The organism is Trinickia sp. (assembly GCF_035492435.1).
In the GTDB taxonomy this organism is placed as follows: domain Bacteria; phylum Pseudomonadota; class Gammaproteobacteria; order Burkholderiales; family Burkholderiaceae; genus Trinickia.
In genome coordinates this window covers 1-25,919 of sequence record NZ_DATJJF010000161.1, presented here as the reverse complement: position 1 = coordinate 25,919, position 25,919 = coordinate 1, and the positions used below count along the sequence as shown (strand labels likewise).

The 25,919-nt window shown below is 61.8% G+C and carries 20 protein-coding genes; 2 read left to right on the top strand and 18 right to left on the bottom strand.

Annotation, left to right across the window (positions count from 1 at the left end; translation table 11 throughout):
• Positions 1-526: electron transfer flavoprotein subunit alpha/FixB family protein (locus tag VL598_RS12055; RefSeq protein ID WP_325326953.1), on the top strand; the 526-nt coding region annotated here is incomplete at its 5' end.
• An 81-nt stretch (positions 527-607) separates the two neighbouring features.
• On the opposite strand, the gene VL598_RS12050 is transcribed toward VL598_RS12055, so the two are convergent.
• Together VL598_RS12050 and putA are read right to left on the bottom strand one after the other, a co-directional pair.
• The gene (locus VL598_RS12050; RefSeq protein ID WP_325326952.1) at positions 608-1,765 is read right to left on the bottom strand and encodes a branched-chain amino acid ABC transporter substrate-binding protein; all 1,158 of its coding nucleotides are present in this window, start codon (positions 1,763-1,765) and stop codon (positions 608-610) included.
• An 88-nt stretch (positions 1,766-1,853) separates the two neighbouring features.
• Entirely contained in the window at positions 1,854-5,813 is a 3,960-nt protein-coding gene (gene putA, locus VL598_RS12045) for a trifunctional transcriptional regulator/proline dehydrogenase/L-glutamate gamma-semialdehyde dehydrogenase (RefSeq protein ID WP_325326951.1), read from the bottom strand.
• Positions 5,814-6,333: 520 nt separating this feature from the next.
• Between putA and VL598_RS12040 the strand changes: the two genes are divergently transcribed.
• Positions 6,334-6,519, top strand: coding sequence for a hypothetical protein (locus tag VL598_RS12040; RefSeq protein ID WP_325326950.1), 186 nt, complete (start codon positions 6,334-6,336; stop codon positions 6,517-6,519).
• A 196-nt stretch (positions 6,520-6,715) separates the two neighbouring features.
• Here the strand turns inward: VL598_RS12040 and VL598_RS12035 are convergent, their stop codons facing one another.
• From VL598_RS12035 to mnmG, 16 genes are all read right to left on the bottom strand, one after another.
• On the bottom strand, positions 6,716-9,082 hold the full coding sequence (locus VL598_RS12035; protein WP_325326949.1) for a primosomal protein N': 2,367 nt from the start codon (positions 9,080-9,082) through the stop codon (positions 6,716-6,718).
• A gap of 446 nt (positions 9,083-9,528) precedes the next feature.
• Entirely contained in the window at positions 9,529-10,632 is a 1,104-nt protein-coding gene (hemE, locus tag VL598_RS12030; RefSeq protein ID WP_325326948.1) for a uroporphyrinogen decarboxylase, read from the bottom strand.
• Between the two features lie 1,207 nt (positions 10,633-11,839).
• Entirely contained in the window at positions 11,840-12,262 is a 423-nt protein-coding gene (locus VL598_RS12025) for a F0F1 ATP synthase subunit epsilon (RefSeq protein WP_325326947.1), read from the bottom strand.
• Between the two features lie 302 nt (positions 12,263-12,564).
• On the bottom strand, positions 12,565-13,959 hold the full coding sequence (gene atpD, locus VL598_RS12020) for a F0F1 ATP synthase subunit beta (RefSeq protein ID WP_325326946.1): 1,395 nt from the start codon (positions 13,957-13,959) through the stop codon (positions 12,565-12,567).
• A gap of 73 nt (positions 13,960-14,032) precedes the next feature.
• Positions 14,033-14,908 (bottom strand): F0F1 ATP synthase subunit gamma, encoded by an 876-nt coding sequence (gene atpG / locus VL598_RS12015; protein WP_325326945.1) that lies wholly within the window; start codon positions 14,906-14,908, stop codon positions 14,033-14,035.
• Between the two features lie 81 nt (positions 14,909-14,989).
• Entirely contained in the window at positions 14,990-16,531 is a 1,542-nt protein-coding gene (gene atpA, locus VL598_RS12010) for a F0F1 ATP synthase subunit alpha (RefSeq protein WP_325326944.1), read from the bottom strand.
• A 61-nt stretch (positions 16,532-16,592) separates the two neighbouring features.
• On the bottom strand, positions 16,593-17,126 hold the full coding sequence (locus tag VL598_RS12005; protein ID WP_325326943.1) for a F0F1 ATP synthase subunit delta: 534 nt from the start codon (positions 17,124-17,126) through the stop codon (positions 16,593-16,595).
• A 2-nt stretch (positions 17,127-17,128) separates the two neighbouring features.
• The gene (locus tag VL598_RS12000; protein ID WP_325326942.1) at positions 17,129-17,599 is read right to left on the bottom strand and encodes a F0F1 ATP synthase subunit B; all 471 of its coding nucleotides are present in this window, start codon (positions 17,597-17,599) and stop codon (positions 17,129-17,131) included.
• Between the two features lie 142 nt (positions 17,600-17,741).
• On the bottom strand, positions 17,742-18,011 hold the full coding sequence (gene atpE / locus VL598_RS11995; RefSeq protein WP_325326941.1) for a F0F1 ATP synthase subunit C: 270 nt from the start codon (positions 18,009-18,011) through the stop codon (positions 17,742-17,744).
• Positions 18,012-18,087: 76 nt separating this feature from the next.
• Entirely contained in the window at positions 18,088-18,939 is an 852-nt protein-coding gene (gene atpB, locus VL598_RS11990) for a F0F1 ATP synthase subunit A (RefSeq protein ID WP_325326940.1), read from the bottom strand.
• 132 nt (positions 18,940-19,071) lie between these two features.
• Positions 19,072-19,614: an ATP synthase subunit I gene (locus tag VL598_RS11985; protein WP_325326954.1), complete on the bottom strand. Its 543-nt coding sequence runs from the start codon at positions 19,612-19,614 to the stop codon at positions 19,072-19,074.
• A gap of 220 nt (positions 19,615-19,834) precedes the next feature.
• Complete coding sequence (locus VL598_RS11980) at positions 19,835-20,977, bottom strand: SLC13 family permease (protein ID WP_325326939.1); 1,143 nt, start codon at positions 20,975-20,977, stop codon at positions 19,835-19,837.
• Positions 20,978-21,022: 45 nt separating this feature from the next.
• A complete protein-coding gene (locus VL598_RS11975; RefSeq protein WP_325326938.1) occupies positions 21,023-21,910 on the bottom strand; it encodes a ParB/RepB/Spo0J family partition protein in 888 nt (295 codons plus the stop codon).
• Positions 21,911-21,947: 37 nt separating this feature from the next.
• Positions 21,948-22,718: a ParA family protein gene (locus VL598_RS11970; protein ID WP_325326937.1), complete on the bottom strand. Its 771-nt coding sequence runs from the start codon at positions 22,716-22,718 to the stop codon at positions 21,948-21,950.
• Between the two features lie 96 nt (positions 22,719-22,814).
• Positions 22,815-23,525: a 16S rRNA (guanine(527)-N(7))-methyltransferase RsmG gene (gene rsmG, locus VL598_RS11965; protein WP_414718709.1), complete on the bottom strand. Its 711-nt coding sequence runs from the start codon at positions 23,523-23,525 to the stop codon at positions 22,815-22,817.
• Entirely contained in the window at positions 23,522-25,486 is a 1,965-nt protein-coding gene (mnmG, locus tag VL598_RS11960) for a tRNA uridine-5-carboxymethylaminomethyl(34) synthesis enzyme MnmG (protein ID WP_325326935.1), read from the bottom strand. Before mnmG ends, rsmG begins: the two co-directional genes overlap by 4 nt.
• Positions 25,487-25,919 lie beyond the last annotated feature (433 nt).

The following is a 25,919-nucleotide window of genomic DNA, read 5'->3' as shown; positions in this document are numbered from 1 at the left end:
GCAATCGAGCGATCCGATCAAGGTGATCACGGTGCGCGCGACGGGCTTTGACGCCGTGGCGGCCGAGGGGGGCAACGCGCCGATCGAGCCGATCGAGGCGGCGTCCGATCGCGGCATCTCGCAATTCGTGAGCCGCGAGGTAACGAAGCTGGACCGGCCGGAATTGACGGGCGCGAACATCGTCGTATCGGGCGGACGCGGGCTCGGCAGCGGCGAGCAGTACCAGAGCGTGCTCGTGCCGCTCGCGGACAAGCTCGGCGCGGCGCTCGGCGCCTCGCGCGCGGCAGTGGACGCAGGCTATGTGCCGAACGATTATCAGGTTGGCCAGACGGGCAAGATCGTCGCACCGCAGCTGTATGTGGCGGTCGGCATCTCGGGCGCGATTCAGCACCTGGCCGGCATGAAGGATTCGAAGGTCATCGTCGCGATCAACAAAGATCCCGAAGCACCGATCTTCGGCGTGGCCGACTATGGCCTCGTGGGGGATCTCTTCGAGCTTGTGCCGCAGTGGGTCGCTGAGGGATAGCGCGCCGCGCGTCGCGATTACATGACGCACGCCGCAGCGAATAAGCCGCAGCGATGCGTCACCGAGTAAATCGCTGACCGATTACTTCCCGCCAATGCTCTGCAACGGCTGCCATTGGCCGCCCACCACCTTGTAGATGGTGATGCCGCCTTGCTTCAGATCACCATGCGAGTCATAGGCGAGGAGGCTCGTCGTAACGGCCGTCGTCATGTTGGTCTGCGCGAGCACCGGCAGATACTTGGCCGGATCGGTCGAATTGGCTTTTTTCATCGCCGCGAACATCGCATTCGCGCCGTCGTAGGCATAGGGCGAATACGTTTCGACGTCCGTGCCGAAGCGCTTCTTGTACTTCTCGGCGTAGTCCTTGCCACCCGGCATCTGGTCGAGCGGCAGTCCCGCCAGTGAAGCAATCGTACCTTCGGCCGCTGGGCCGCCAATCTTCAGGAATGACGGCGTGTGCACCATTTCTCCGCCCATCAGCGGCGCCTTGATGCCAAGCTGCTTCATCTGCTTGACCATGGGGGCCGCCTGAGAGTCGGCACCGCCGTAATAGATGAGATCCGGGTTGCGGCCCTTCAGCTTGGTCAAAATCGCCTTGAAGTCGACGGCCTTGTCATTCGTGTACTCGCGCTCGATGATGGTCGCGCCGCCCGCTTTCGCCGCCTTCACGAATTGGTCGGCAAGACCTTGGCCGTAGGCCGTGCGGTCGTCAATGACCGCGATCTTCTTCATGCGGAGGGTCTTTGCCGCAAATGTGCCGGCCACCGATCCTTGCTGCGTGTCGGAGGTCATCATGCGGAAGGCTGTCTTGAAGCCTTGCTCCGTATATTCAGGCGCCGTCGCCATGGCAATTTGCGGGATGCCCGCGTTTGCGTAGATGCGTGAAGCTGGAATCGTCGTACCCGAGTTGAAGTGGCCGAGCATGCCCTTGATGCCGTCGTCGACGAGCTTTTGTGCGACCGTCGTACCGGTGCGTGGGTCGGCCTGATCGTCAGCCGAATCGAGCACGAATTGAACTGGCTTGCCCCCGATCATGGGCTTCGTCGCATTCATCTCTTCGACTGCCAAAACGACGCCGTTTTGGAAATCCTTCCCGTAGTGCGCCTGCGCCCCCGTCAACGGTCCGGCAAAGCCGATCTTCACGTCGTCCACTGGCTGCTGCTGCGCGCGTGCGGTCCCTACCAGCGACATTACGGCAACCAGCGTTGCACCCGCCAGCTGTTTCGTTTTAGTTTGCATAGCTTCTCCTAGGTACCACGGTGATGTCGAGCGGCCCAGGGTCTCCCGCCATGCCGCTTCCGCTTTGCGACCAACGGCCAAGGAGCACTCAGCCGATCGTCATTAAGTTCGCATTGCCTCCCGCTGCCGCCGTGTTCACGCTGATCGATCGTTCGGTCAGTAGGCGCTCCAGCGCATAGTCTTCGTCGCCGTTGGCAAGCGCATTCGTCGCCAGGCCCTGCACCGAGACGATCGGGCCGGGCCGCTTCGCGATTTCCTTCACGAGCACGTGCAGCTCGTCGCTGTCGCCTTCGAAGAGCACCGCTTCGAACGGCGCATCCGCGCTCGTGCGCACGCTCGCCCAACGCGTGAGCTCGGGCGGCAGCGCGGCAACGAGTGCTTCTCCTGCGGCGCCCGCGAAGAGCGCGCGGTTGCCTGTCGCCAGCACGGCCGCAAGCTGCGCACGCGCGCCGCTCGCCGTCGAAGGCATGCAGCATACCGCGCCGCGGGCGCTTAAGACATACGTATTGCGCTCCCCTGTCGGCCCAGGCAACGTGGCAGCGTTGGAGGCGGGCAAGCTCGACAAGTAACCGTCACAGCGTGCCGCTAGAGCGGGCTCACGCTCCTCGATCAACCAATCGCGCAGCGCGGTGAGGGCGGCACGCGGCGGCGGCATCGCGCCGCCTGTTGCATCGTCGCCATACTTGGCAGCCGGCGCCTCCGCTTCGGCAACGAGTGCATCCGCGAGCGACTTCGGCAGGCCCGGAGGGCGCTTGGCGAGCAGGCGCTGCAGATAGAGCGGCCCCCCCGCTTTCGGCCCCGTGCCCGACAGACCCTCTCCACCGAACGGCTGCACTCCGACAACGGCACCGATGACGTTGCGGTTGACGTAGATGTTGCCGACATGTGCGCGGCCGACCACGTGGGCGATCGTCTCGTCGATACGCGTATGTATGCCGAGGGTGAGTCCGTAGCCGGTCGTGCGAACCTCTTCAAGCAACTGGTCCAGCCCGCTGCGGGCAAACCGCACAACGTGCAGCACAGGGCCAAACACTTCGCGTTCGAGCTCAGCGATCCCTTCGATTTCTATCAGCGTCGGTGCAACGAACGTGCCTTGCGCGCACACCTCCGGAAGCGGCAGCTGTGTCACCGAGCGTCCCTTCTCGCTCATGGCGGCGACGTGCGCGTCGATGGTTCGCTTTGCGTCGCTGTCGATGACGGGGCCGACATCGGTCGACAGGCGATCCGGATTGCCGAGTGAGAGCTCGCGCATCGCCCCTTTGAGCATCTCGAGCGTTCGCTCGGCCACTTCCTCCTGCACGCAGAGCACGCGCAAAGCCGAGCAGCGCTGTCCGGCCGAGTCGAATGCGGACTGCATGACGTCCGCAACGACTTGTTCGGCGAGCGCCGAAGAATCGACGATCATCGCGTTTTGTCCGCCCGTCTCGGCGATCAGCGGTATCGGATGGCCGTCAGCATCGAGGCGGTTGGCGAGCGTCTGGTTGATGAGGCGCGCGACGTCCGTCGAGCCCGTGAACATGACGCCGCGAATGCGGGCATCGGCAACGAGCGCCGCGCCGACCGTTTCGCCGTCGCCGGGTAAAAGCTGCACGGCGCCTGGCGGCACGCCGGCCTCGCGCAGCAGGCGCACGGCCTCGGCAGCAATGAGCGGCGTCTGCTCGGCAGGTTTCGCGAGCACGGTGTTGCCGGCGGCCAGCGCCGCGGCCACCTGCCCCATGAAGATCGCGAGCGGGAAGTTCCACGGACTGATACAGACAACGGGGCCGAGCGGCCTGTGCGTGTCGTTCGAAAACTCGCTGCGGATCTGCGCTGCGTAGTAGCGCAAAAAGTCGACCGCTTCGCGGATCTCCGAGATGGCGTTCGGCAACGATTTGCCCGCCTCGCGCACGATCAAGCCCATCAGCGTGTGCATCTGCGCTTCCAGCAGATCGGCGGCACGCGCGAGGCACTCGGCGCGCGCCTCCACCGGCGTCGATTGCCAAATGGGAGCCGCCGCCACGGCATCGGCGAGTGCCGCGTCGACGTCCTCGCGCGTCGCTTCGACAACCGTGCCGACGATATCGCGCCGATCTGCCGGATTCAGCACTTCACGGCCGAGCGCACCGACAATCGGCGCGCCTTCGCCCAGCATTGGCGCCGCACGCCACCCCTGGTGTGAGCTCGCCAGCAAAGCCGACGAAAGCGACGCGAGGCGATGTTCGTTCGCAAGGTCAAGCCCGATCGAGTTGGCGCGCTCGGCACCGTAAAGGTCGCGTGGCAGCGGAATTTTCGGATGCGGCGCGCCAAGCGGGGTGATCGTCGCGGCCTCCTCGACCGGATCGCCGACGAGCGCCTCGACCGGCACGGATTCGTCGGCGATGCGGTTGACGAACGAAGTGTTCGCGCCGTTTTCGAGCAGACGCCGCACGAGGTAAGCAAGCAGCGTCTCATGCGTACCGACAGGCGCATAGATGCGGCAAGGCCGGTTGAGTTTGTCGCGCCCCGTCACTTCCTCGTAAAGCGGCTCGCCCATGCCGTGCAGGCATTGGAACTCGTACTGTCCGGGGTAGTAGTTCTGACCAGCCAGGTGGTAGATGGCCGAGAGCGTGTGCGCATTGTGCGTCGCGAACTGCGGATAGACCGCATCGGGCGCAGCGAGCAGACGCTTGGCACATGCGAGGTATGACACGTCCGTGTACAGCTTGCGCGTGTAGACGGGATAGCCTTCGAGGCCGTCGAGCTGAGCGCGCTTGATTTCGCTGTCCCAGTACGCGCCTTTCACGAGTCGAACCATGACACGGTGCCGGCTGCGGCGCGCGAGATCGACGACATAGTCGATGACATAGGGACAGCGCTTCTGATATGCCTGCACGACAAACCCGATGCCGTTCCAGCCCGCGAGCTCGGGATCGAAGCACAACGCTTCGAGCAGATCGAGCGAAAGCTCGAGTCGATCGGCTTCTTCGGCGTCGATATTGAGGCCGACATCGTAGCGGCGTGCGAGGAGTGCAAGCGCTCGCACGCGCGGCAGCAGTTCGTTCATCGTGCGCTCCTGCTGCGCACGCGAGTAGCGCGGGTGCAGCGCCGAGAGCTTGATCGAAATGCCGGGCCCCTCGTAGATGCCCCGCCCGCCCGCTGCCTTGCCGATCGCATGAATGGCTTGCTCGTACGAGGCGTAGTAGCGCTGCGCGTCCTCCTCGGTGAGGGCCGCCTCCCCTAGCATGTCGTACGAGTAGCGAAAGCCGCGCGCCTCGAACTTACGGCTGTTCGCGAGTGCCTCCGAGATCGTTTCGCCGGTGACGAACTGCTCGCCCATGAGGCGCATCGCGATATCGACGCCCTTGCGGATGAGCGGCTCTCCGCCTTTGCCGATGAGTCGCGCAAGCGCCGAGGACAGCCCCGCCTCGCTGTTGGTCGCGACGAGCTTGCCTGTGATCATGAGGCCCCACGTCGCGGCGTTCACGAACAGGGACGGCGCGTGACCGACGTGCGACTTCCAATCGCCTTTGCTGATCTTGTCGCGGATCAGCGCGTCGCGCGTCGCGCGATCGGGAATGCGGAGCAGCGCCTCGGCAAGACACATGAGCGCCACGCCTTCCTGGCTCGACAGCGAAAATTCCTGGATGAGCCCTTCGACGCCGCCGCCCGTGCGTTTCACGCGCAGCGTCTCGACAAGACGCGCGGCCATCTTGCGCACGTCGGCCGCGAGCGCCACTGGCATCCGGGCTTCGCCCATCAGCACCGGCACGCATTCCGGTTCCGGACGGCGGTAAGCCGCAGTAATTTCCGCGCGCAACACCGACTGTGGCTGCACGGTCTGCGCAAACTCGAGGAACGGGTGCGGGGCGCTCTCTTCGTCTTGGTACGGGGCCTTCAGATCCGAGAGACCAGCTGCTGCGCTGGTGCCCGAGAGCTCCTGCGGCATCTGCCCGTGCTCGATTTTCTCGAGGTACGCGAAGATGGCTTGTTTGATAAGCCAGTGGGGAGTGCGATCGAGCCGTGCGGCAGCCTCTTTTAGCCGGGTGCGCAGAAGGTCGTCGACTTTGACGCCAAGAGTCGTGCTAGCCATGTTTCTTCCGTGCCGGTCACGCACCGGCGTTCGACCGAAAAGTTGGTCGCATCGTACGCTTACAATTTAAAAGGTGCAACCGATTAACTCAGGATGGTTGCACCCCATTGAAAGCCTTTCCCGACAACGGATTCCGGCGAATTTTGGCGAATCGCGCGCACGCTTTTTGGCTTGGGATTTTCCCTAGGCTGCGACTTTTTTTGTGCACCAGCGCCCAACATTGAGAATTTTCTTTGGCGTTCATTCACCTTCATTAGTGTCGGCGACATTTTCGTCGAAAGTGACGTTGGCCTATGAGCGAAATAAGCGCCCCACCGCACGGAGAGCGGCATTTCAGGAGCGTGAAATGGAATCCCGGCATTCATTCAGCGATTGTCAGCCGACGCCGAAGCGAATAATCTCTGTCAGCCGCAAATCCCGGGCGACATCTTGGGGGAGAGTTTTGACGTCTGCCGATTGACCGACAAGCGAAATAAGCGCTGCCCCACCGCACGGAGAAGGCATTCGAGGAGCGTGAAAAATGGAGAAGTGGTTGGTCATCGGCGGGATCTGGGTCGTGGCGATCGTGTGTCTGGTGCTTTTCGTGCGCGGCGCCTCGTCCACACGCAACCGCGCTATCGCCATGGCGCGCTCGCGCAAAGAGCGGCGACAAGCGCAGGCCCAAGTCGAAGCGAAAGGGACCGCCGCGGCCGATCATCGCTCATGAGCATGGCAACAGGCACAGTCTGCCTACGCCCCGCGCCGCAAATCAAACCCGCAAGCAAAGCCGCCAGCGCCGCCAGCGCATGCCATCGGCAGGCCCGGCGACTCGCTATCGCTACACGACATGACCAGGCCTTTCGCAGCGCAATAGCCGGCGTATAAGCTGAGCCGGCGTTACGCCGCGCGCCTTCTCACGCAGATCAGATGTCGAGCGGATCCACTTCGAGATTCCAACGCAGCACGCCTTTGAGCCCGTGCAGCACGGGCTGCCACGCGCGCAGCGTCGCGAGCAGCGCGGCGCGCGATGCACTTTCCACCAGCAGCTGAGCGCGATGGACATTGGCGACCTTGACGATCGTCATCGGCACGGGATCGTAGACGGTGACGCGTTCCGCCGACGCGATATCCGTGAGTGCAGCACAAGCCGCTTGCAGAAAGGCGAGCGCCGCCTCGAGCGTGCGTGCCTCGGCACGCAGCAGCGCCTGATAAACGAACGGCGGCAAACGCGCGTCGCGCCGTTCCGCAAGCGTCGCGTCGGCAAAGCCGACATAGTCATGCCGAGCCAGCGCTTGATATAGCGCATGGCTCGCGTAGCGCGTCTGCACCAGCACTTCGCCGGGCAGCCCCGCGCGACCGGCCCGGCCGCTGACTTGCATGAGTTGCGCAAAAAGCCGCTCACCGGCGCGAAAGTCATGCGAAAAAAGCGCGGCGTCGGCGTTCAGCACGCCGACAAGGGAGACTCGCCTGAAGTCGTGCCCTTTCGCGATCATCTGCGTGCCGACCAGAATGTCGACTTCGCCCGCGTGCACATCCGAGAAAAGCGCCTCTGCACTGCCCTTGCGGCGCGTGCTGTCAGCGTCGATGCGCAGAATGCGTGCGCCCGGCACGAGCGCGGCCAGCGTTTCCTCGACGCGCTGCGTACCGCGCCCGAGCGGTGCGATATCGACGTTGCCGCAGTCCGCACACGCTCGCGGTATGCGAGTCTCCCAGCCGCAGTGATGGCAGCGCAACGCGCGCTCAGGCTTGTGCAGTACGACGTATGCACTGCAGCGCGGACAGCCGGCAACCCAGCCACAAGCGTCACATGACAGCACGGGCGCGTAGCCGCGCCGGTTCAGGAACACGAGGCTCTGCTCGCCGCGCTCGAGCCTGGACTTGAGTGCCGCCGCGAGCGGCCCCGACACCCCCTCGACGCTCGCTCGCCCGCGTCGCCGCTCCTCCTCGAGATCGATCATTCGCACACTCGGCAACGCTGCCTCGGCCACCGCACGGCGCGTGAGCGTCAATTTGCCATAACGGCCCTGGCTCGATTGCCACCAGCTCTCCAGCGACGGCGTGGCAGAGCCGAGCACGACCGGAATCGCGAGCTGTTTCGCGCGCCATACTGCCAAATCGCGGGCGGAGTAACGAAGCCCTTCTTGCTGCTTGTAGGCGGGCTCGTGCTCCTCATCAACGATGACAAGCGCAAGGCGAGGCAGCGAAGCCAGCACCGCGAGACGCGTGCCGAGCACGATGCGAGCCTCTCCGCGATGCGCTGCCAACCAGTTGCGCGCACGCTCGCCGTCGGCCATGGCACTGTGCAGTGTGACGATCGGCGACGCACTATGCAGCGTGGCGAAGCGCCTGCGGAAAGCCGCTTCGAACTGCGGCGTCAAATTGATCTCAGGCACGAGCACGAGCGCTTGTGCATCGGGACGCTCGGCGAAGAGCGCATCGATTGCCCGCAGATACACCTCGGTTTTGCCACTGCCTGTGACCCCGTGCAGCAAGAAGGGGGCGAAACCTCGTGCGGCTCGAATGGCGTCGAGGGCTTGCGCCTGTTCATCCGTGAGCACAGGCTGCGCCGCGCGCGTTGCCGTCGCCGGCTGCAAGGTCGAATTCGATGCGGCTGTGCATGCTGACAAGTGGATCCGGCCAGCATCGCCGTCAGGTCCGCCGTGGGCGCCGGTTTGATTGTCTGCCGGCACATCGACGGCGAGTTCGCCGGGCGCAGCCGCTGCGTCGGCGCGATCTAATTCGATGCTTTCGACCCAGCCTTGCGCCTGCCAATCGGCAAGTGTCGAGCTCGCTTTGGCATGCAGCGCGCGCGCATCGACAACATCGAGCGCGGCGCTTCCTGCAAGCGCCGCGGCAAGCCGTCTGAGCGCACTCGCACGCGGCGGCAGGGCACCCGGCAGCGCCACACGCCCTAGAGCGGTGAGGCGAAACACGTTCTCTCTTCGGAAAAGCCGCCCCCAACGTGCCGAATCGCGCAGCGCCTGAGGCAAAGCGGGCAAGGCAACTTCGCCGCGGGCTCGCTGATAGTAGTCTGCGGCAAACGCAACGAGTTCTCGCCATTCGGGAGTGAGCGGCCCGATCGCGTCGCAGATGAGCGCAATATCGCGCAGCCGATCCTCCGGCACACTACTCACCTGCGTCACGTCCCAGATGAGACCGACGACTTGCCGCTTGCCAAACGGCACGCACACGAGCATCCCTGGCGTGGGTCCGAGTGCGGGATCGCAGCGATAGTCGAACAACGTCGGCAACGGATGATCAAGCGCAACGCGAACGATGAGGTGGGTCATGCGCGCGACGCCAGCGGCAAAGATGCACGCGGCAGACGCCGCGACCGGCGCAGGACCGGGGCAAAGTGGAAGCGATACGTCTGGTCCGTCGCCAAGTGCACAATCTCTCTAGACATGGCCGGGCGCGAAGTCGCACCTGTGGATAACTTTGTTGAAAAGTGCCCTTCGAAAAGCCACCAAACGGCGTGGCGACAGGCTTACGTGGGTGAACCCACATATCGCCCGGCACCCCGCAAAGCCTTGTCAAACAAGGCCAGCAGCGATCTGCTACATCGTTTGTCGACCATCGTCAACCGCAACCGCCTTTACCGCACCGCAACGTGAAGAATGTGCATAAGTCAAGTCTTGACAAGCCCGAAACCCTGCTGCGACGGCCTCATTTTTGTGGCCTTGCTTGTAGCACAAGCGGCCCGTTGATTGCGTCGCAACATGAAACACGATTTCGGTCAGCTTTGAGTCCCGCCCGTGGCTGCGCGAATAACGCGGCTCGCACGGTGAACCTCATCGACAAGCTCGGCAACGTGCTCCGGCGGCGTGAACTGCGAGATGCCGTGTCCGAGATTGAAAACGTGCCCGGGGTGATTGCCGAAACGCTCTAGCACCGCGCGCGCTTCGGCGCGAATGGTCGCAGGCGGCGCGAAAAGAACAGTTGGATCCAGGTTGCCCTGCAAAGCCACATGAGAGCCGACGCGTTCGCGAGCGCGAGAGAGATCGACCGTCCAGTCGACGCCGACGGCATCGACGCCGGTCGCCGCGACCGCTTCGAGCCACTGGCCGCCCCCCTTCGTAAAGGTGATGAGCGGAACGCGCGCGCCGTCGTGCTCGCGCTTCACGCCGCGGGCCACTCGCTCGATGTAGTCAAGCGAGAACTGCTGGAAGGCTCCGTCGGCCAGCGCGCCGCCCCATGTATCGAAGATCATCACGGCCTGGGCGCCCGCCTCAATCTGCGCGTTGAGGTAAGCAGTCACCGCTTGCGCGTTGATCTCGAGGATGCGGTGCATGAGATCGGGACGCGTGTAGAGCATGCTCTTCACCGTCCTGAAATCGTCCGATCCGCCGCCCTCGACCATATAGCATGCGAGAGTCCACGGGCTCCCGGAAAAACCGATCAACGGCACGCGCTGACGCCCTTGGCCGTCGGTCAGTGCACGCCTGATCTCGCGGACCGCATCGGTGACATAGCCGAGGGTAGCGCCAATATCAGGCACCGCGAGACGTGCGACATCGGCCTCGTTGCGCACGGGCCGCGCGAAACGCGGGCCCTCGCCGGCTGCAAACGAAAGGCCGAGCCCCATTGCATCGGGAATGGTCAGGATGTCCGAAAAGAGGATCGCTGCATCGAGCGGATAGCGCTCGAGCGGCTGAAGCGTAACCTCGGTTGCGTACTCCGGGTTTTTTGCAAGCCCCAGGAAGCTGCCCGCTCGCTCGCGTGTCGCGTTGTACTCGGGAAGGTAACGGCCCGCCTGCCGCATCAGCCAGATTGGCGTGTACTCGGTTGGCTGGCGCAGCAGCGCGCGCAAGAACGTATCGTTAAGAAAAGTGGCAGCCACGGTTCTGTGAACAGCAAAAGATGGAAGCGACCATTCTACCGGACGCGGGCAAGGTTCCTTTTGTACGAAGGACCGTGCGAGGTGTCCTTGGCGGAATCGCCACCCGGCAATGGCAACCGCAGGCGTCAACAGCGGTTCCGTGCAGTTCGTGTAGCCCTCGTCCGGTCGACATCGCCTTCCTCGGAGAGTCCTGTGAGGCAGAGGCTTGCCGCACATGCGATCAACAACCAATCGCGGCCGCCCGGACGAATCCGTGGGCAATCGAATTGAGCGATGCGTGAGCACGGACGAGTGTTCATTAGCCTAGGTGAACCATCGCCAGCTACCAGCGAAAGGCATCAGCGCCGCTGAGCGAGCGATTATCACGCCACGATTGATTTAATAAGGAATTGCCATTTTGAGTGGCATTTTATTTAGATTGGGTCACAACGATTTCGTCCGCCTTTCACAACCGGAAAAATCAACTTGTCACTCAATAAAATCGGAAAGCCCTACCGCAAAGCCAATCCGGACATGCGTTACATCCTGAAACACTTTGTTACCGCGTTGTCGGTCTAATTCCCCCACAATGCCCTTCAACGGTTTCAACACAGATGTTGCCCACTGCACTAATTTGAAATCGGCGCCGTGGTTCGAAAATCGGTATTCATTCCCGATTTTGGAACATCTTTGTTGGAATCGTTGCAGGCGACTAGCTTCGTGCCTGTTCGTTCCTTCATTGGTCTCCTCGCGCTAACCCCGTAGCGTGTGGTTTTTAGCGGGCCGCTGGCCCGCTTTTTTTTCGTTCCTCGAGCGTCCTTGACGCCAGCGAACGGTGTCCGACACCCTGAGCGCGATCTACCGCGACAAACGTCAAACCTCCGCTTCGCTCAATCCGTTCGTCTGGTTAGAGTCTGCGCGATACGTGGGCCTCGTTGTACCATTCATCGAATAACTCAAAAGACCTGCACGTTCTGGGTCACGGCCTTCGCCAACACACCGTTTCCCGATTGGCGTGCAAGTAAGCTCACAGGATCAGCGAGCGGAAGCATTCGGTGGGCCTGCACGCTCGGCTAAATGCCCCGTTCGGCCCTCATTCCGGGTGAAGGATACCCGCAGTCGAAAAACGAAATGCCGTCCAGCCAAAAGCTGGACGGCATTTGGAGGAGCGTGGCCGCGCTGCGTGGCGCCCGTCGTGGGGCGCCTTTGCGCAGCGTGCCCGCTCAGCTCAGTGCCCGCGATTTTTACGCAGGCGCTGGATCGCGGCCAGTTGAGCGACAGCGTACGCGAGCTCCGCTTGGGCGGTGGCGTACTCAAGATTCGAACCGGAGTTCTGCATCGCCTCTTCGGCACGCTTGCGCGCTTGGTCGGCCTTTGCCTCGTCGAGATCCTTGCCGCGAATTGCGGTATCAGCGAGTACCGTCACGGCACCCGGCTGCACTTCGAGAATGCCACCGGCAACGAAGACAAACTCCTCGCCGCCGTTCTCGTCCTCGATGCGCACAGCGCCTGGCCGAATCCGCGTAATCAGCGGGGTATGGCCCGGCAGAATGCCTAGCTCGCCGGCCTCACCCGGCAAGGCGACGAACTTCGCCTGACCGGAAAAGATCTGCTCTTCCGCGCTGACGACGTCTACTTTGATGGTTGCCATATCGACTCCTGTCGGCCTGAGTTAGCGCTTTAGCGCTTACTCGAGCCCCATGCAAGGCTGTCGGCCTGAGTTAGCGCTTTAGCGCTTACTCGAGCCCCATGCAAGGCTGTCGGCCTGAGTTAGCGCTTTAGCGCTTACTCGGGCCCCATGCAAGGCTGGTTGAGCGTATCGGGCCGCTGCACGGTTGTACCGGCAACAGCCCTACTGAGCGCCGAACGGGGCCGAAACCGATGCTCATCCGAAGAAGAACACCGGCAATACGACCCGCCGCCGGACAGCGGCCGGCGCGTTACACCCGACCTTTACTGCATCTTCTTGGCCTTCTCGAAGGCCTCGTCGATCGTGCCGACCATGTAGAACGCCTGCTCCGGCAGATGATCGCATTCACCGTCGACGATCATCTTGAAGCCGCGGATCGTCTCCTTGAGCGATACGTACTTGCCCGGCGCGCCCGTGAACACTTCAGCGACGTGGAACGGCTGCGACAGGAAGCGCTGGATCTTGCGTGCACGCGCAACCGACAGCTTGTCTTCCGGCGACAGCTCGTCCATGCCGAGAATCGCGATGATGTCGCGCAGTTCCTTGTAGCGCTGCAGCGTTTGCTGCACGCGACGCGTCACCGTGTAGTGCTCCTCGCCGATGACGTTCGGGTCGATCTGACGCGACGTCGAATCAAGCGGGTCCACGGCCGGGTAGATACCGAGCGAGGCGATGTCACGCGAAAGCACGACCGTCGCGTCGAGGTGGCCGAAGGTCGTGGCCGGCGACGGGTCGGTCAAGTCGTCCGCGGGCACGTACACGGCCTGCACCGACGTAATCGAACCCTTCTTCGTCGACGTGATGCGCTCCTGCAGCTTGCCCATCTCTTCCGCGAGCGTCGGCTGATAGCCCACTGCCGACGGCATCCGGCCGAGCAGCGCGGACACTTCCGTGCCGGCGAGCGTGAAGCGGTAGATGTTATCGACGAAGAACAGCACGTCGCGACCTTCGTCGCGGAAGTACTCGGCCATCGTGAGGCCCGTCAGTGCCACGCGCAGACGGTTGCCAGGCGGCTCGTTCATCTGACCGTAGACGAGCGCGACTTTGTCGAGCACGTTCGAGTCTTTCATTTCGTGGTAGAAGTCGTTCCCTTCACGGGTACGCTCGCCCACGCCCGCGAACACGGAATAACCGCCGTGCTCCTTCGCGATGTTGTTGATGAGCTCCATCATGTTGACGGTCTTGCCGACGCCGGCACCGCCGAAGAGGCCCACCTTGCCGCCCTTCGCGAACGGACAGACCAAGTCGATCACCTTGATGCCCGTTTCGAGCAGCTCCGTCGACGGCGACAGTTCGTTGAACGCCGGCGCTTTCTGGTGGATCGAGCGAAGTTGCTCGCTTTCAATCGGGCCCGCCTCGTCAATCGGGCGGCCCAGGACGTCCATGATGCGGCCGAGCGTCGGCTTGCCGACCGGCACGCTGATCGGCTTGCCCGTATTCTTCACCACGACGCCGCGCCGCAGACCGTCAGCTGAGCCGAGGCAAATGGTACGCACAACACCGTCGCCGAGTTGCTGTTGCACCTCGAGCGTCAATTCCGACCCTTCGAGAACGAGGGCGTCGTACACCTTCGGCAATTCCTCACGCGGAAATTCCACGTCGATGACCGCGCCGATGCACTGTACGATTTTGCCTTCCACCAAAGCAGTAGTACTCATCGCTTTTCCTTTAAATACTCAATTCTTCGCTCGCGCAAGACGCGCGGTTCAGACGCTTACCGTGGCGGGTTGATCACACCGCGGCAGCGCCACCGACGATTTCCGAAATTTCCTTCGTGATCGCAGCTTGACGGCTCTTGTTGTACGAAAGCTGCAACTCGCTGATAACCGTCTTTGCGTTATCCGATGCGGCCTTCATCGCGACCATGCGCGCCGATTGCTCGGATGCCATGTTCTCGGCCACAGCCTGGTACACGAGCGCCTCGATATAACGCACGAGCAGGTCGTCAACCACGGCCTGAGGATCGGGCTCGTAGATGTAGTCCCATGCGGAGCTCGGCGTTGCGTCGTCACTCTTGAAGTGCTCGGGCGACAGCGGCAGCAGCTGCTCGATGACAGGCTCTTGCTTCATCGAGTTGATGAAGCGGGTATAGGCCAGGTACACCGCAGAGAGCTTGCCTTCCGAGTACAGATCGAGCTGCACCTTCACCGCGCCGATCAGCTTCTCGAGATGCGGCGTGTCGCCAAGTTGCACGACATGCGAAATGACTTTCGCACCGAACCGGTTCAAGAAGCCGAAGCCTTTGCTGCCGATAGCCGTAGCCTCGACAGTCTGGTTCTTCTGCTCGAGCTCCTTGAACTTCTGCACCGTCGCACGCAGCACGTTCGTATTAAGACCGCCGCAGAGCCCCTTGTCGGTCGTGACGAGAATCATCCCGGCCGCCTTCGCGCCCTCGTTCGGCACCATGAACGGATGCCGATACTCGGGATTGGCGCGGCTCATGTGTGCAGCGATATCACGGACTTTCTCGGCGTACGGGCGGGCGGTGCGCATGCGCTCCTGCGCGCGGCGCATCTTCGACGCGGCCACCATTTCCATCGCCTTCGTGATCTTGCGCGTGTTCTGCACGCTCTTGATCTTGCCGCGGATTTCCTTCATTCCAGCCATTGCTTGCTCCTTGATCGAAGCCGCGCACCCCGCCAGCTATTGGCGAATGCACGCGGCTTCAAGGTCATCATGCCTCGTGGATCAATAAGCACCCGACTTCTTGAAGTCCTTCAGAGCGGCGTGCAGCGCGCCCTCGTCGTCCTTCGACAAGTCCTTCGTGTCTTCGATGCGCTTGACGAGGTCGGCATGGCTCGCTTTCAGGTACTCGCGGGCACCCTTCTCGAACGCCAGCACTTCCTTGACGTCGATGTCGTCGAGGTAGCCGTTGTTCGCGGCGAACAGTGCCACGGCCAACTCCCAAACCTGCAACGGCTGGAACTGCGGCTGCTTGAGCAGTTCCGTCACGCGGCGACCACGCTCGAGCTGCTTGCGCGTGACTTCGTCGAGATCCGATGCGAACTGTGCGAATGCTGCGAGCTCACGGTACTGCGCGAGGTCGGTACGGATACCGCCCGAAAGCTTCTTGACGACCTTCGTCTGAGCGGCGCCGCCAACGCGCGACACCGAAATACCCGCGTTGATAGCGGGACGCACGCCAGCGTTGAAAAGGTCCGTTTCCAGGAAGATCTGGCCATCCGTGATCGAGATCACGTTCGTCGGCACGAAGGCCGTCACGTCGCCCGCTTGCGTCTCGATGATCGGCAGAGCCGTCAGCGAACCGCTCTTGCCCTTCACCTCGCCCTTCGTGAACTGCTCGACGTACTCTTCCGAGACGCGGGCTGCACGCTCGAGCAGACGCGAGTGCAGATAGAACACGTCACCAGGATAGGCTTCGCGGCCCGGCGGACGGCGCAGCAGCAGCGAAACCTGACGGTAGGCCCAGGCCTGCTTCGTCAAGTCGTCATAGACGATGAGGGCGTCTTGGCCGCGGTCGCGGAAGTACTCGCCCATCGTGCAGCCGGCGTACGGCGCGAGGTACTGCATCGCGGCCGATTCGGAAGCCGACGCGGCAACGACGATCGTGTACTCGAGCGCGCCCGTCTCTTCGAGCTTGCGCACGACGTTCATGATCGACGAAGCCTTCTGGCCGATCGCGACGTAGATACAGATGAGGTCTTTGCCCTTCTGGTTGATGATCGTGTCGATCGCCACGGCGGTCTTGCCGGTCTGGCGGTCGCCGATGATGAGCTCACGCTGGCCGCGCCCGATCGGCACCATCGCGTCGATCGACTTCACGCCAGTCTGCACCGGCTGCGACACCGATTTACGCCAGATCACGCCCGGGGCGATCTTTTCGATCGCGTCGCTCATCTTCGCATTGACCGGGCCCTTGCCGTCGATCGGGTTGCCGAGCGTGTCAACGACGCGGCCAACCAGCTCCGGACCAACCGGCACTTCGAGAATGCGGCCCGTCGTCTTGACGATGTCGCCTTCGGAAATGTGCTCGTATTCGCCGAGAATCACGGCGCCGACCGAGTCGCGCTCGAGGTTCAGCGCGAGACCGAACGTGTTGCCCGGAAACTCGAGCATTTCGCCTTGCATCACGTCGGACAGGCCGTGAATGCGCACGATGCCGTCCGTCACGGAGATCACGGTGCCCTGATTGCGAACGTCCGTGCTCGCTTCAAGACCCTGGATCCGGCTCTTGATCAGCTCGCTGATCTCAGAGGGATTGAGTTGCATTTTTCGCTCCTGATGTTTAATTCTGTTGCGTGCCGAGCGGCGCCGTGTCTACTCGCGTCGCTCAGGCCGTCAGCGCAGTCTGCATGCTGGCGAGGCGCGCACGCACCGAGCCGTCGAGTACCTCGTCGCCCACTGTCACGCTCACGCCGCCGATGAGCGTCGGGTCGATCTTGACCGTCGGCTTCAGTTTGCACTTGAACTTGAGCTCAAGACCAGCGACGAGATCGGCGAGCTGCTGACCTTCGAGCGGAAATGCGCTCGTGATCAGCGCATCAGCAGCGCCTTCGCGAGCATTTTTCAGTTCTTCGAACTGCTTGGCGATTTCGGGCAGGAGGGCCAGCCGATGATTCTCGACGAGCATCTGTACGAAGTTCTTCGCTTCCGGCGCCTGGGGCGACTTCGTCGCGGCGAGCAGCAGCTCGACGACTTGCTCGTGAGTCACTTTGGGACTCGTGGCGACCGACAGCACTTCCGGCAGAAGCGCAACCTGTGCCAGCTCCTGCAGGAGAGCGGACCAAGCAGCGACGTCGCCGCCTTCGGCGACGCCAAAGAGCGCTTCCGCGTAGGGGCGGGCGATGGTTGCAAGTTCGGCCATGATCAGAACTCGGCTTTCAGTTGATTGAGCAGTTGGGCATGCGCCGACTGGTCGATCTCGCGCTTCAGGATCTGTTCGGCACCCTTCACAGCGAGCGCAGCCACTTCACCGCGCAGCGTCTCGCGGGCCTTCACGACCTGCTGGTCGGCATCGGCCTTGGCCTGCGCAATGATGCGTGCAGCCTCGGCCTGCGCGTTGGCCTTGATTTCCTCGGCTACGGCAAGGGCGCGCTTCTCGGCGTCGGCGATGCGCTGCTGGCCTTGATTACGCGCCTGAGCCAATTCCTGATCGACGCGCTTGTGCGCAGCCTCGAGCTCGTTCTTGCCCTTTTCGGCCGCCGCGAGGCCGTCTGCGATCTTCTTCGCACGCTCGTCGAGCGCGTTGATCAGCGGCGGCCACACGAACTTCATCGTGAACCACGCGAGGATCAGGAAGACGACCATTTGCGCAAACAGGGTTGCGTTTAAATTCACGGTGTTTCCTTAAACGTTGCTAATCCGGAAAGTGAAACGGTAAGGCGCTCATCGACTTTGCGATCGATCAGCGCCTCAAGATTCGTTTCGCCCCTGCGCGCTCGCGCTTTTCCAGCCGCGGCGCACACTCCCCCGAAAAACCTTAGGCGGTGAGCCTTGCGAGCAGCGGGTTCGCGAACGCAAACAGCATTGCCACACCGACACCGATCAGGAACGCCGCGTCGATCAGACCAGCCAGGAGGAACATCTTGGTCTGCAGCGGGTTCATCAGTTCGGGTTGACGGGCGCAGGCTTCGATGTACTTGCCGCCCATCAGGCCGATACCGATACAGGCACCGATTGCACCCAGGCCGATAATGATGCCGATACCGACAGCCGTCAGACCCTGGATGTTGGCGATGAAAGCTTGCATGATGACTCCTTGTTAAAAGACTTTTGAAACTGGATTTAGAGGAACGAAAACGAATCTGCTTCTTGCACGCCTTCGCTTAGTGCTTGTCGTGCGCCTGACCGATATACACGAGCGTCAGCATCATGAAGATGAACGCCTGCAGCAAAACGATCAGGATGTGGAAGATCGCCCAAACGCTGCCGGCAATCACGTGGGCGACGAAGCCGAGCACCGTCGTGTCCGCGCCGAAGTTCCAGAGGCTGCCGAGCAATGCGATGAGCAGGAACAGCAATTCACCCGCGTACATGTTGCCGAAAAGCCGCATGCCGAGCGAAACCGTCTTGGCGGCGAACTCGATGATGTTCAGCGCCAGGTTCGGGATCCAGAGGAGCGGATGGCCACCGAACGGAGCGGACAGCAGTTCGTGCAGGAAGCCGCCGGCCCCTTTGATCTTCAAGTTGTAGTAGATCATCAAGAGGAAAACGCCAAGCGCGATGCCGATCGTGCCATTCAGATCGGCCGTCGGCACGATCCGGTGGTGAGGGATCACGCCCGACAGGCCAAGCCAGCCGATGACGCGGCCGGGCAGGTCGACGGGGATGAAGTCGAGCGAGTTCATCAGCGCCACCCAGACGAAGACCGTCAACGCGAGCGGAGCAATGAAAACGCGGCTCCCGTGGATGACCGACTTCGATTGATCCTCAACCATTTCCACGAGCATCTCGACCGCGCACTGGAAACGCCCCGGCACGCCAGGGGTCGCCTTGCGTGCCGCGAGATGCAGCACGATGATCGTCACGAGACCGCACACGATCGACCAGAAAAGCGTATCGATATTCCAGACATGGATATCGAAGATCGATGTCTGGTGCGCAGTGGAGAAGTTCTGCAAATGGTGCGCGATGTACTCGGACGGGTCTTCGACGCGCGTGCCTTCGCTAGTTGCCATATCGTTAATGCCACCCAATTTGTCGTAAATCTTGTTTGTGCCGGCACGCGCCAGCCCCGAGGCCCAACGCAGTCTCGCTCGCCTGCGGCGCGCGACGCCTGCATCAACCCATCTTCATCCTTCAGTGCCGCATCAGTGCCAAGCGAGCGCTAGCCAGTAGGTTTTCAGCGCGATGAGATAGGTGACGATGAGCGGCAGCCACAGCACGTTGTGATACCACGCGCCGATCGCAACCAGCATCGCAACCGTCACCCCCATCTTCAGCGCCTCCCCGGCCATCCAGGTCAGGATGGTTGCGGATGCGCCCGCCGTCTTCAACCGTGCTGCGAACAACGCACTTGGCACCCAACATACCGCTCCACCCAGGAAAGCCGATAGCGCAGCATCGCCCCGCGGCTTGTAAAACAGCCACCAAACGAACGTCGCGACCAGGGACAAAACCATTTGCGCCTTCACCACCTTAAACGGCGTGACGCGCGATGGACGACTCACCTTCGGACCGAACAGCTTCTCGGCCTCGGCCCGCGTGAGCGGAACGGTATTAAAGTCTTGTTGCTCGGCATCCCACGCCTCGTCAAACTTCGGGGCGTGACCGACGCTGCCGTCAGTGGGTGCGGACTCGGGCGCGCGTGCCTCTTGCTGCTTTTTGGGCTCTTGATGCGCCATCGCCGTCATTTCCGCAAAGAACTTTTTCGACCCACCACTTGCATCGCGTGCTTTCGCCACGCTTACGGGGCTGCCTAGCTGATAAATCGGGGCGATTGTAAGCGATAGTTGCAAGTGATTCAAGACTTTAGCCACTAGGAAAGTGCGCCTTGATGTGCTTTGCCTATGGCCCCTCACTCGTTTTCGAATAGCTTTCAACGGGCGCGCGACAAACGCCTCCCGACGAGCCTCAAGAAGAAACCGACAGCAGCCATGCGCCGAGCGCACCGCCCACGATCCAAAACGGTATCGACACGAGGTGAAAGGCCATCCAGATCCCACGTTTTTTTACGAGACGCACGGCAATCAGGTTTGCGAGCGACCCTATGGCGATGCCGAAGCCGCCGATGCTGACACCGAACGCGAGGGCACGCCAATCTCGGGTGAACTCAGCGAGCATGATCGCTGCGGGCACATTGCTGATGCCTTGCGAGAGCACCCCCGCTGCCACGTACGCACGCAGCGGCGTGGAAAGGTCCAGCGCTGCTATCGCCTCGCGAATCGCCGGCAGTGCGGCAACGCTGCGCAGGACGATGAACATCAGCGCGAAAATGAGAAGCAGCGCCCAGTCAATTCTGAGCACGGCATCACGTCGCCAGATGAGAAAACCGAATCCAATGGCAGCGAGCCCGATGCCGGGATGGTGCGCGTCCGCAAGCAGCACAAAGGCCACGAAAAGAATTGCCGCAGCCACAGCAAAAGGCCGGTCAACGGGCTGACTCACCGCATCGCGCGACAGATCGAGCGGCTTGGGCGCGAACGCGCAGGCCGCGAGTCCGTACAGCATCGCCATCAGCACCGCGCAAAGCGGAAAGAGCGCGATGACGAAGCGGCCAAACGACACTCCGCTCGTTTGCCATAAGAACAGGTTCTGGGGATTGCCCAGCGGCGTCAGCACGGATCCCGCATTGACCGCAAGGGCCAGGAAGATTGCAAGCCGCTTGACCGGCAACGGGGTGAGCTTGTCGAGCGACAAGACGAGAGGCACCACAACAAAAAGCGCGACGTCGTTCGTCACGATCATCGAAAGTGCAGCCGCGAGACCGATCAACAACATCGCGAGTGTGCGCTCTGAACGTACGCGGTGCACCACCCGATGCGACAGCCACATCAGAACGCCTGAGAGCTCGACCGCTTTCGTCAAGATCAACAGACCGGCAAGCGTCATGACAGTCGGCCAATCGACAAGACGCGGCAAATCGGTCCACGCGCGAGGATGCCGCCATTGAGTGGCGATAAGTGCAACCACAAGAGCCGAAAGCACCGGCTCGCCGCCGAGAAGCGAGATGCATCGGCGCAACAAGCTGCGGCCCGCCTTTTCAGCGGCGGTCATAAACGGGCTGGGGTTGACCGAATAAAGAACCGGATCCGGCGAGCCTCACACGGATCCGCTTCGCAAGCGCGCGAGGATGCCGTCGAGCGCATCGAGGTCGCCAAAGTCGATCTGCAGCTGCCCTCGCCCGCGCCGCCCCATCTTGATCTTGACCGCAGCCGCAAGCAAATCGGACAGCTCCTCTTCAAGCCGCCGAGTATCCTGCCCCCCATCGTCACCATTGGCGCGCGCTTTGGCCGTTGGCGTGGCCTTCGTCGTCGCGACAACAAGACGTTCGGTCTCACGCACCGACATGCGCTTGTTCACGACCTGATTGGCAAGCGTGATCTGCGTCGCGGCGTCCACTGCGAGCAAGGCACGTGCGTGCCCCATGTCGAGATCGCCCGCAAGCAGCATGGTCTGCACCGGTGCGGCAAGGTTGAGCAACCGCAGCAGATTGGACACGGCGCTGCGCGAACGGCCGACGGATTCGGCGGCCTGCTCATGAGTAAAGTTGAACTCATCGAGCAGCCGTTGAATGCCCTGTGCCTCTTCCAGCGGATTCAGATCCTCGCGTTGGATGTTCTCGATCAGCGCCATGGCGGCGGCCGCCTGATCGGGCACATTCTTGACGAGCACAGGCACTTCCCCGAGCCCGGCTAGGTGCGCGGCCCTAAAGCGCCGCTCGCCTGCGATGATTTCGTACTTCTCCGCGGAAACAGGTCGAACCAGAATCGGTTGCATCAAACCCTGTGCGCGAATGCTGGCGGCCAGTTCTTGCAAGCTGCCCTCGTCCATGCGCGTGCGCGGCTGATACTTGCCCGCCTGCAATTTGCCGAGCGGCAAAACGCTTGGGTCGCCGTTGCTCTTCACCGCAGCTGTGATGTCAGCGCTTCCACCCAGCAGCGCCTCCAGACCCCGTCCCAATCCTTTTTTCTTCGCTACCGCACTCATTTCGCTTCCTCGGTCCGCGTGGATGACATGCCTCGGGTCAGAGCGCGCGCACGCGCTCGATCATTTCCGCACCGAACTGAACGTAAGCCTGCGCGCCGCGCGACGACCGATCGAACACGACACCCGGCAAGCCATAGCTGGGTGCCTCTGCAAGCCTCACATTGCGCGGGATCACGGCATCGAACACCTTGTCGCCGAAATGCTCCTTCAGTTGTTCGGACACCTGCTGCTGCAACGTGATCCGCGGGTCGAACATGACCCGCAACAGGCCGATCACCTGCAGATCACGATTCAGGTTCGCATGCACCTGCTTGATCGTGTTGACGAGATCCGATAGCCCTTCGAGCGCGAAGTACTCGCACTGCATCGGAATCACGACCCCATGCGCGGCACAGAGCCCGTTCAGCGTCAAAAGTGAAAGCGCAGGCGGGCAGTCGATCAACACGAAATCGTATTCATGCCCGACATGAGCCAGCGCATCCTTGAGCTGTCGCTCCCGGTTCTCTACATCGACGAGTTCGACCTCGGCCCCGGCGAGTTCCCGGTTCGCCGCCAATACGTCATAGCCGACGACCTCCGGTTTCACACGCGCTTCGGCAACGGACACCCCGTCGACGAGCACTTCGTAGACGGTGTTCTCGCATTCCGCTTTATTGACGCCGCTGCCCATCGTCGCATTGCCCTGCGGATCGAGATCGATGAGCAATACGCGCTGCCCCTGCGAAGCGAGACTCGCGGCGAGGTTGACTGTTGTCGTCGTCTTGCCGACGCCGCCTTTCTGATTCGCGACGCAGAAGATTTTTGCCATCGTTTGCTCGATCCTGAGGGTATGTCTGAATAATGTCTGTTACACATGGAACGCGGGTACATTACCGCGTTCCATGAGAGTCCTGCGATGTTCTTGCTATGTCACATCGCTGGGCGCGTCGCCGTTAAGCCTGACTTCGACCAAGTGCCGCTCGGCATCGAGCAAAGGCACCGTCAGCTGGATGACCTGTGCAACGCGTGCATTCGACGGCAACCGGGCTGTCTCGGCGTCGGGCCTCACACCCTTCATTGCCCAGATTGCGCCACGGTCACTGACCAAATGCCGCGAGAGTGTAACGAAATCGGAGAGCTCTGCGAATGCGCGAGACACGATAACGTCAAATTTTTCCTGTACTTCAATGCCCGGCCGCAGCGTTTCCACCCGCCCTGTCACCACGGACAGATTGGCGAGCTTCAATTCCGCCCTGACCTGCGCCTGAAATGCCGTCTTTTTCTGCACGATATCGTTGAGCGTCACTGCCGTCTCGGGCGAGACGACAGCGAGCACGACACCGGGCAAGCCCCCGCCCGAGCCGACGTCGAGAATCGACGTGCACTCCCGAGCAGCGACATGCGGCACGATCGAAAGCGAATCGAGTATGTGCTGAATCAGCATCTGGCGCGGATCGCGGATCGCCGTCAGGTTGTAGACGGAATTCCACTTCGCGAGCAACGCCACATAGTCGAGCAGCTGGCCGCACTGCTTATCAGACAAAACAACGCCGAGTTCAGCCGCTCCCGAGCGCAACAGCTCATCAAGCGTGTCTCGGTCGAACGTTTGTCGCATCTGGGTGCGCGGCGCCGTCATTGCGCAGCCAGAGCGGCATCCGGGCCGCCATCGTCGTTCGTTGCAGACGCCGTGCGCCGGCCGAGTCCCTTCTTCAAGTGGACCATGAGCAGCGAGATGGTGGCAGGCGTGATCCCTGAGATCCGCGAGGCCTGACCGATCGTTTCGGGGCGAAACTGATTGAGCTTTTGTCCCGCTTCGAACGAAAGCCCCCGCACCGTCGCGTAATCAATTCCCTCGGGCAAACGCGTGTTCTCGTTCGCCTCGTTACGCTCGATCTCACCGGCCTGACGCTCGATGTAACCCTGATACTTGATGCCGATTTCGATCTGTTCTTTGATCTGAGCAAGCAACACGGGATCTTCGGCGAGCGGCTCCGTGGGGCCGCATGTACCTTCGCGCAATCCGCAAATGCCGTCATAGGTCACACCCGGCCGGCGAAGCAGTTCTGCCAGGCTGTACTCATGATCGATGGGCTTGCCGAGCAACGCTGTCGCCTCCTCCGCTTGCAACGTCTTAGGATTCACCCAAGTCATCCGCAGTCGCTCTGTTTCACGTGAAACAGCATCGCGCTTACGACTGAATGCATCCCACCGGGCATCGTCGACGACACCAAGCTGCCGCCCCACTTCGGTCAGACGCATATCGGCATTGTCTTCGCGGAGGCTGAGACGGTATTCGGCCCGGCTCGTGAACATTCGATACGGCTCTGACACGCCGCGCGTCACTAGATCGTCGACGAGCACGCCGAGGTAGGCCTGATCCCGCCTCGGGCACCACGGCTCTTTGCCCAGTACATGACAACCGGCGTTGATGCCGGCCAACAGTCCTTGCGCCGCCGCTTCTTCATACCCGGTAGTGCCATTGATCTGGCCCGCGAAAAAGAGACCGTGAATCGCCTTCGTCTCAAGCGATGCCTTCAATCCTCGTGGATCGAAGTAGTCGTACTCGATCGCGTAACCGGGACGCAAGATGTGGGCATTCTCGAGTCCGCGCATCGAGTGCACGAGCTCAAGCTGAACGTCGAACGGAAGGCTGGTTGAGATACCGTTGGGGTAATACTCGTTCGTTGTCAGACCTTCTGGTTCAAGAAAAATCTGATGCGACGTCTTGGACGCGAATCGATGAATCTTGTCCTCAATCGACGGACAGTAACGCGGCCCCACCCCCTCGATGACGCCTGTGTACATGGGCGACCTGTCGAGGCCGCCGCGAATGATGTCGTGCGTGCGCTCGTTGGTATGGGTCACCCAACATGGCACTTGCTGCGGATGCTGCTCGACGCGACCGAGAAAGGAGAACACAGGGATCGGATCGAGATCGCCCGGCTGCTCCTCCAACTGCGAAAAATCGATCGTGCGGCCGTCGATGCGCGGCGGCGTCCCCGTTTTGAGCCGCCCTTGCGGAAGTCGCAGCTCCTTGAGCCTCGCGGACAGTGTGACCGCAGCCGGATCGCCAGCGCGGCCACCGGTGTAGTTGTTCAGGCCCACGTGAATCTTTCCGTCGAGGAACGTACCCGCAGTCAACACCACCGCACGCGAGCGGAAGCGAATGCCGACCTGAGTCACCGCACCGACGACACGGTCACCCTCGACCATCAAATCTTCGACGGCCTGTTGAAAGAGCCAAAGATTTTCCTGGTTTTCGAGGCGACGCCGAATGGCCTGCTTGTAGAGCAGCCGATCGGCCTGCGCCCGAGTCGCACGCACTGCCGGCCCTTTCGACGAATTCAGAATACGAAACTGAATACCGCCCTCATCCGTCGCGGCAGCCATGGCGCCACCCAGTGCATCGACTTCCTTGACCAAATGACCCTTGCCGATACCGCCAATCGACGGGTTGCAACTCATTTGGCCCAGCGTTTCGATGTTATGCGTCAGCAGCAGCGTTTTCGCGCCCATTCGGGCAGACGCCAAAGCCGCTTCGGTGCCGGCGTGGCCGCCACCAACCACGATGACGTCGAATTCAGTGGGATAAAGCATGGGGGATTCCGCGCACAGCACATGTGCGCAGACCTTTTCGAGAAGTGGATGCGCGAAATTATAGCGGCTTCACCTGCATCTCGACCCTACCCGCTGTGGAATAAACAGCGTGTTTCACGTGAAACATGCTGCTCCATCTCCTGCACACTGACTTCATGCCCGCCGGGAAATAGGTTTGACCAATGGAAGAGACTCGCCGCCGCACCGGCTGGACGCGAATATTGAGAACCGACTTCGATGGCCTAGTCCATCGGGTTACGCCGTTTGCGAGCACGTTCTGCCCGCCCTACATCGGTGATTCGATTTCGCTGATTGAGGACATCGAATTCCACCGGCTCCGGCCTTGCACGTTAGCCTAACCTGCCTGTAGTTTCGTTCCACGCGCAGCATTGCGACGTTGCCAGCGCAATGCCGGGATAGCCGAAATTCGCGC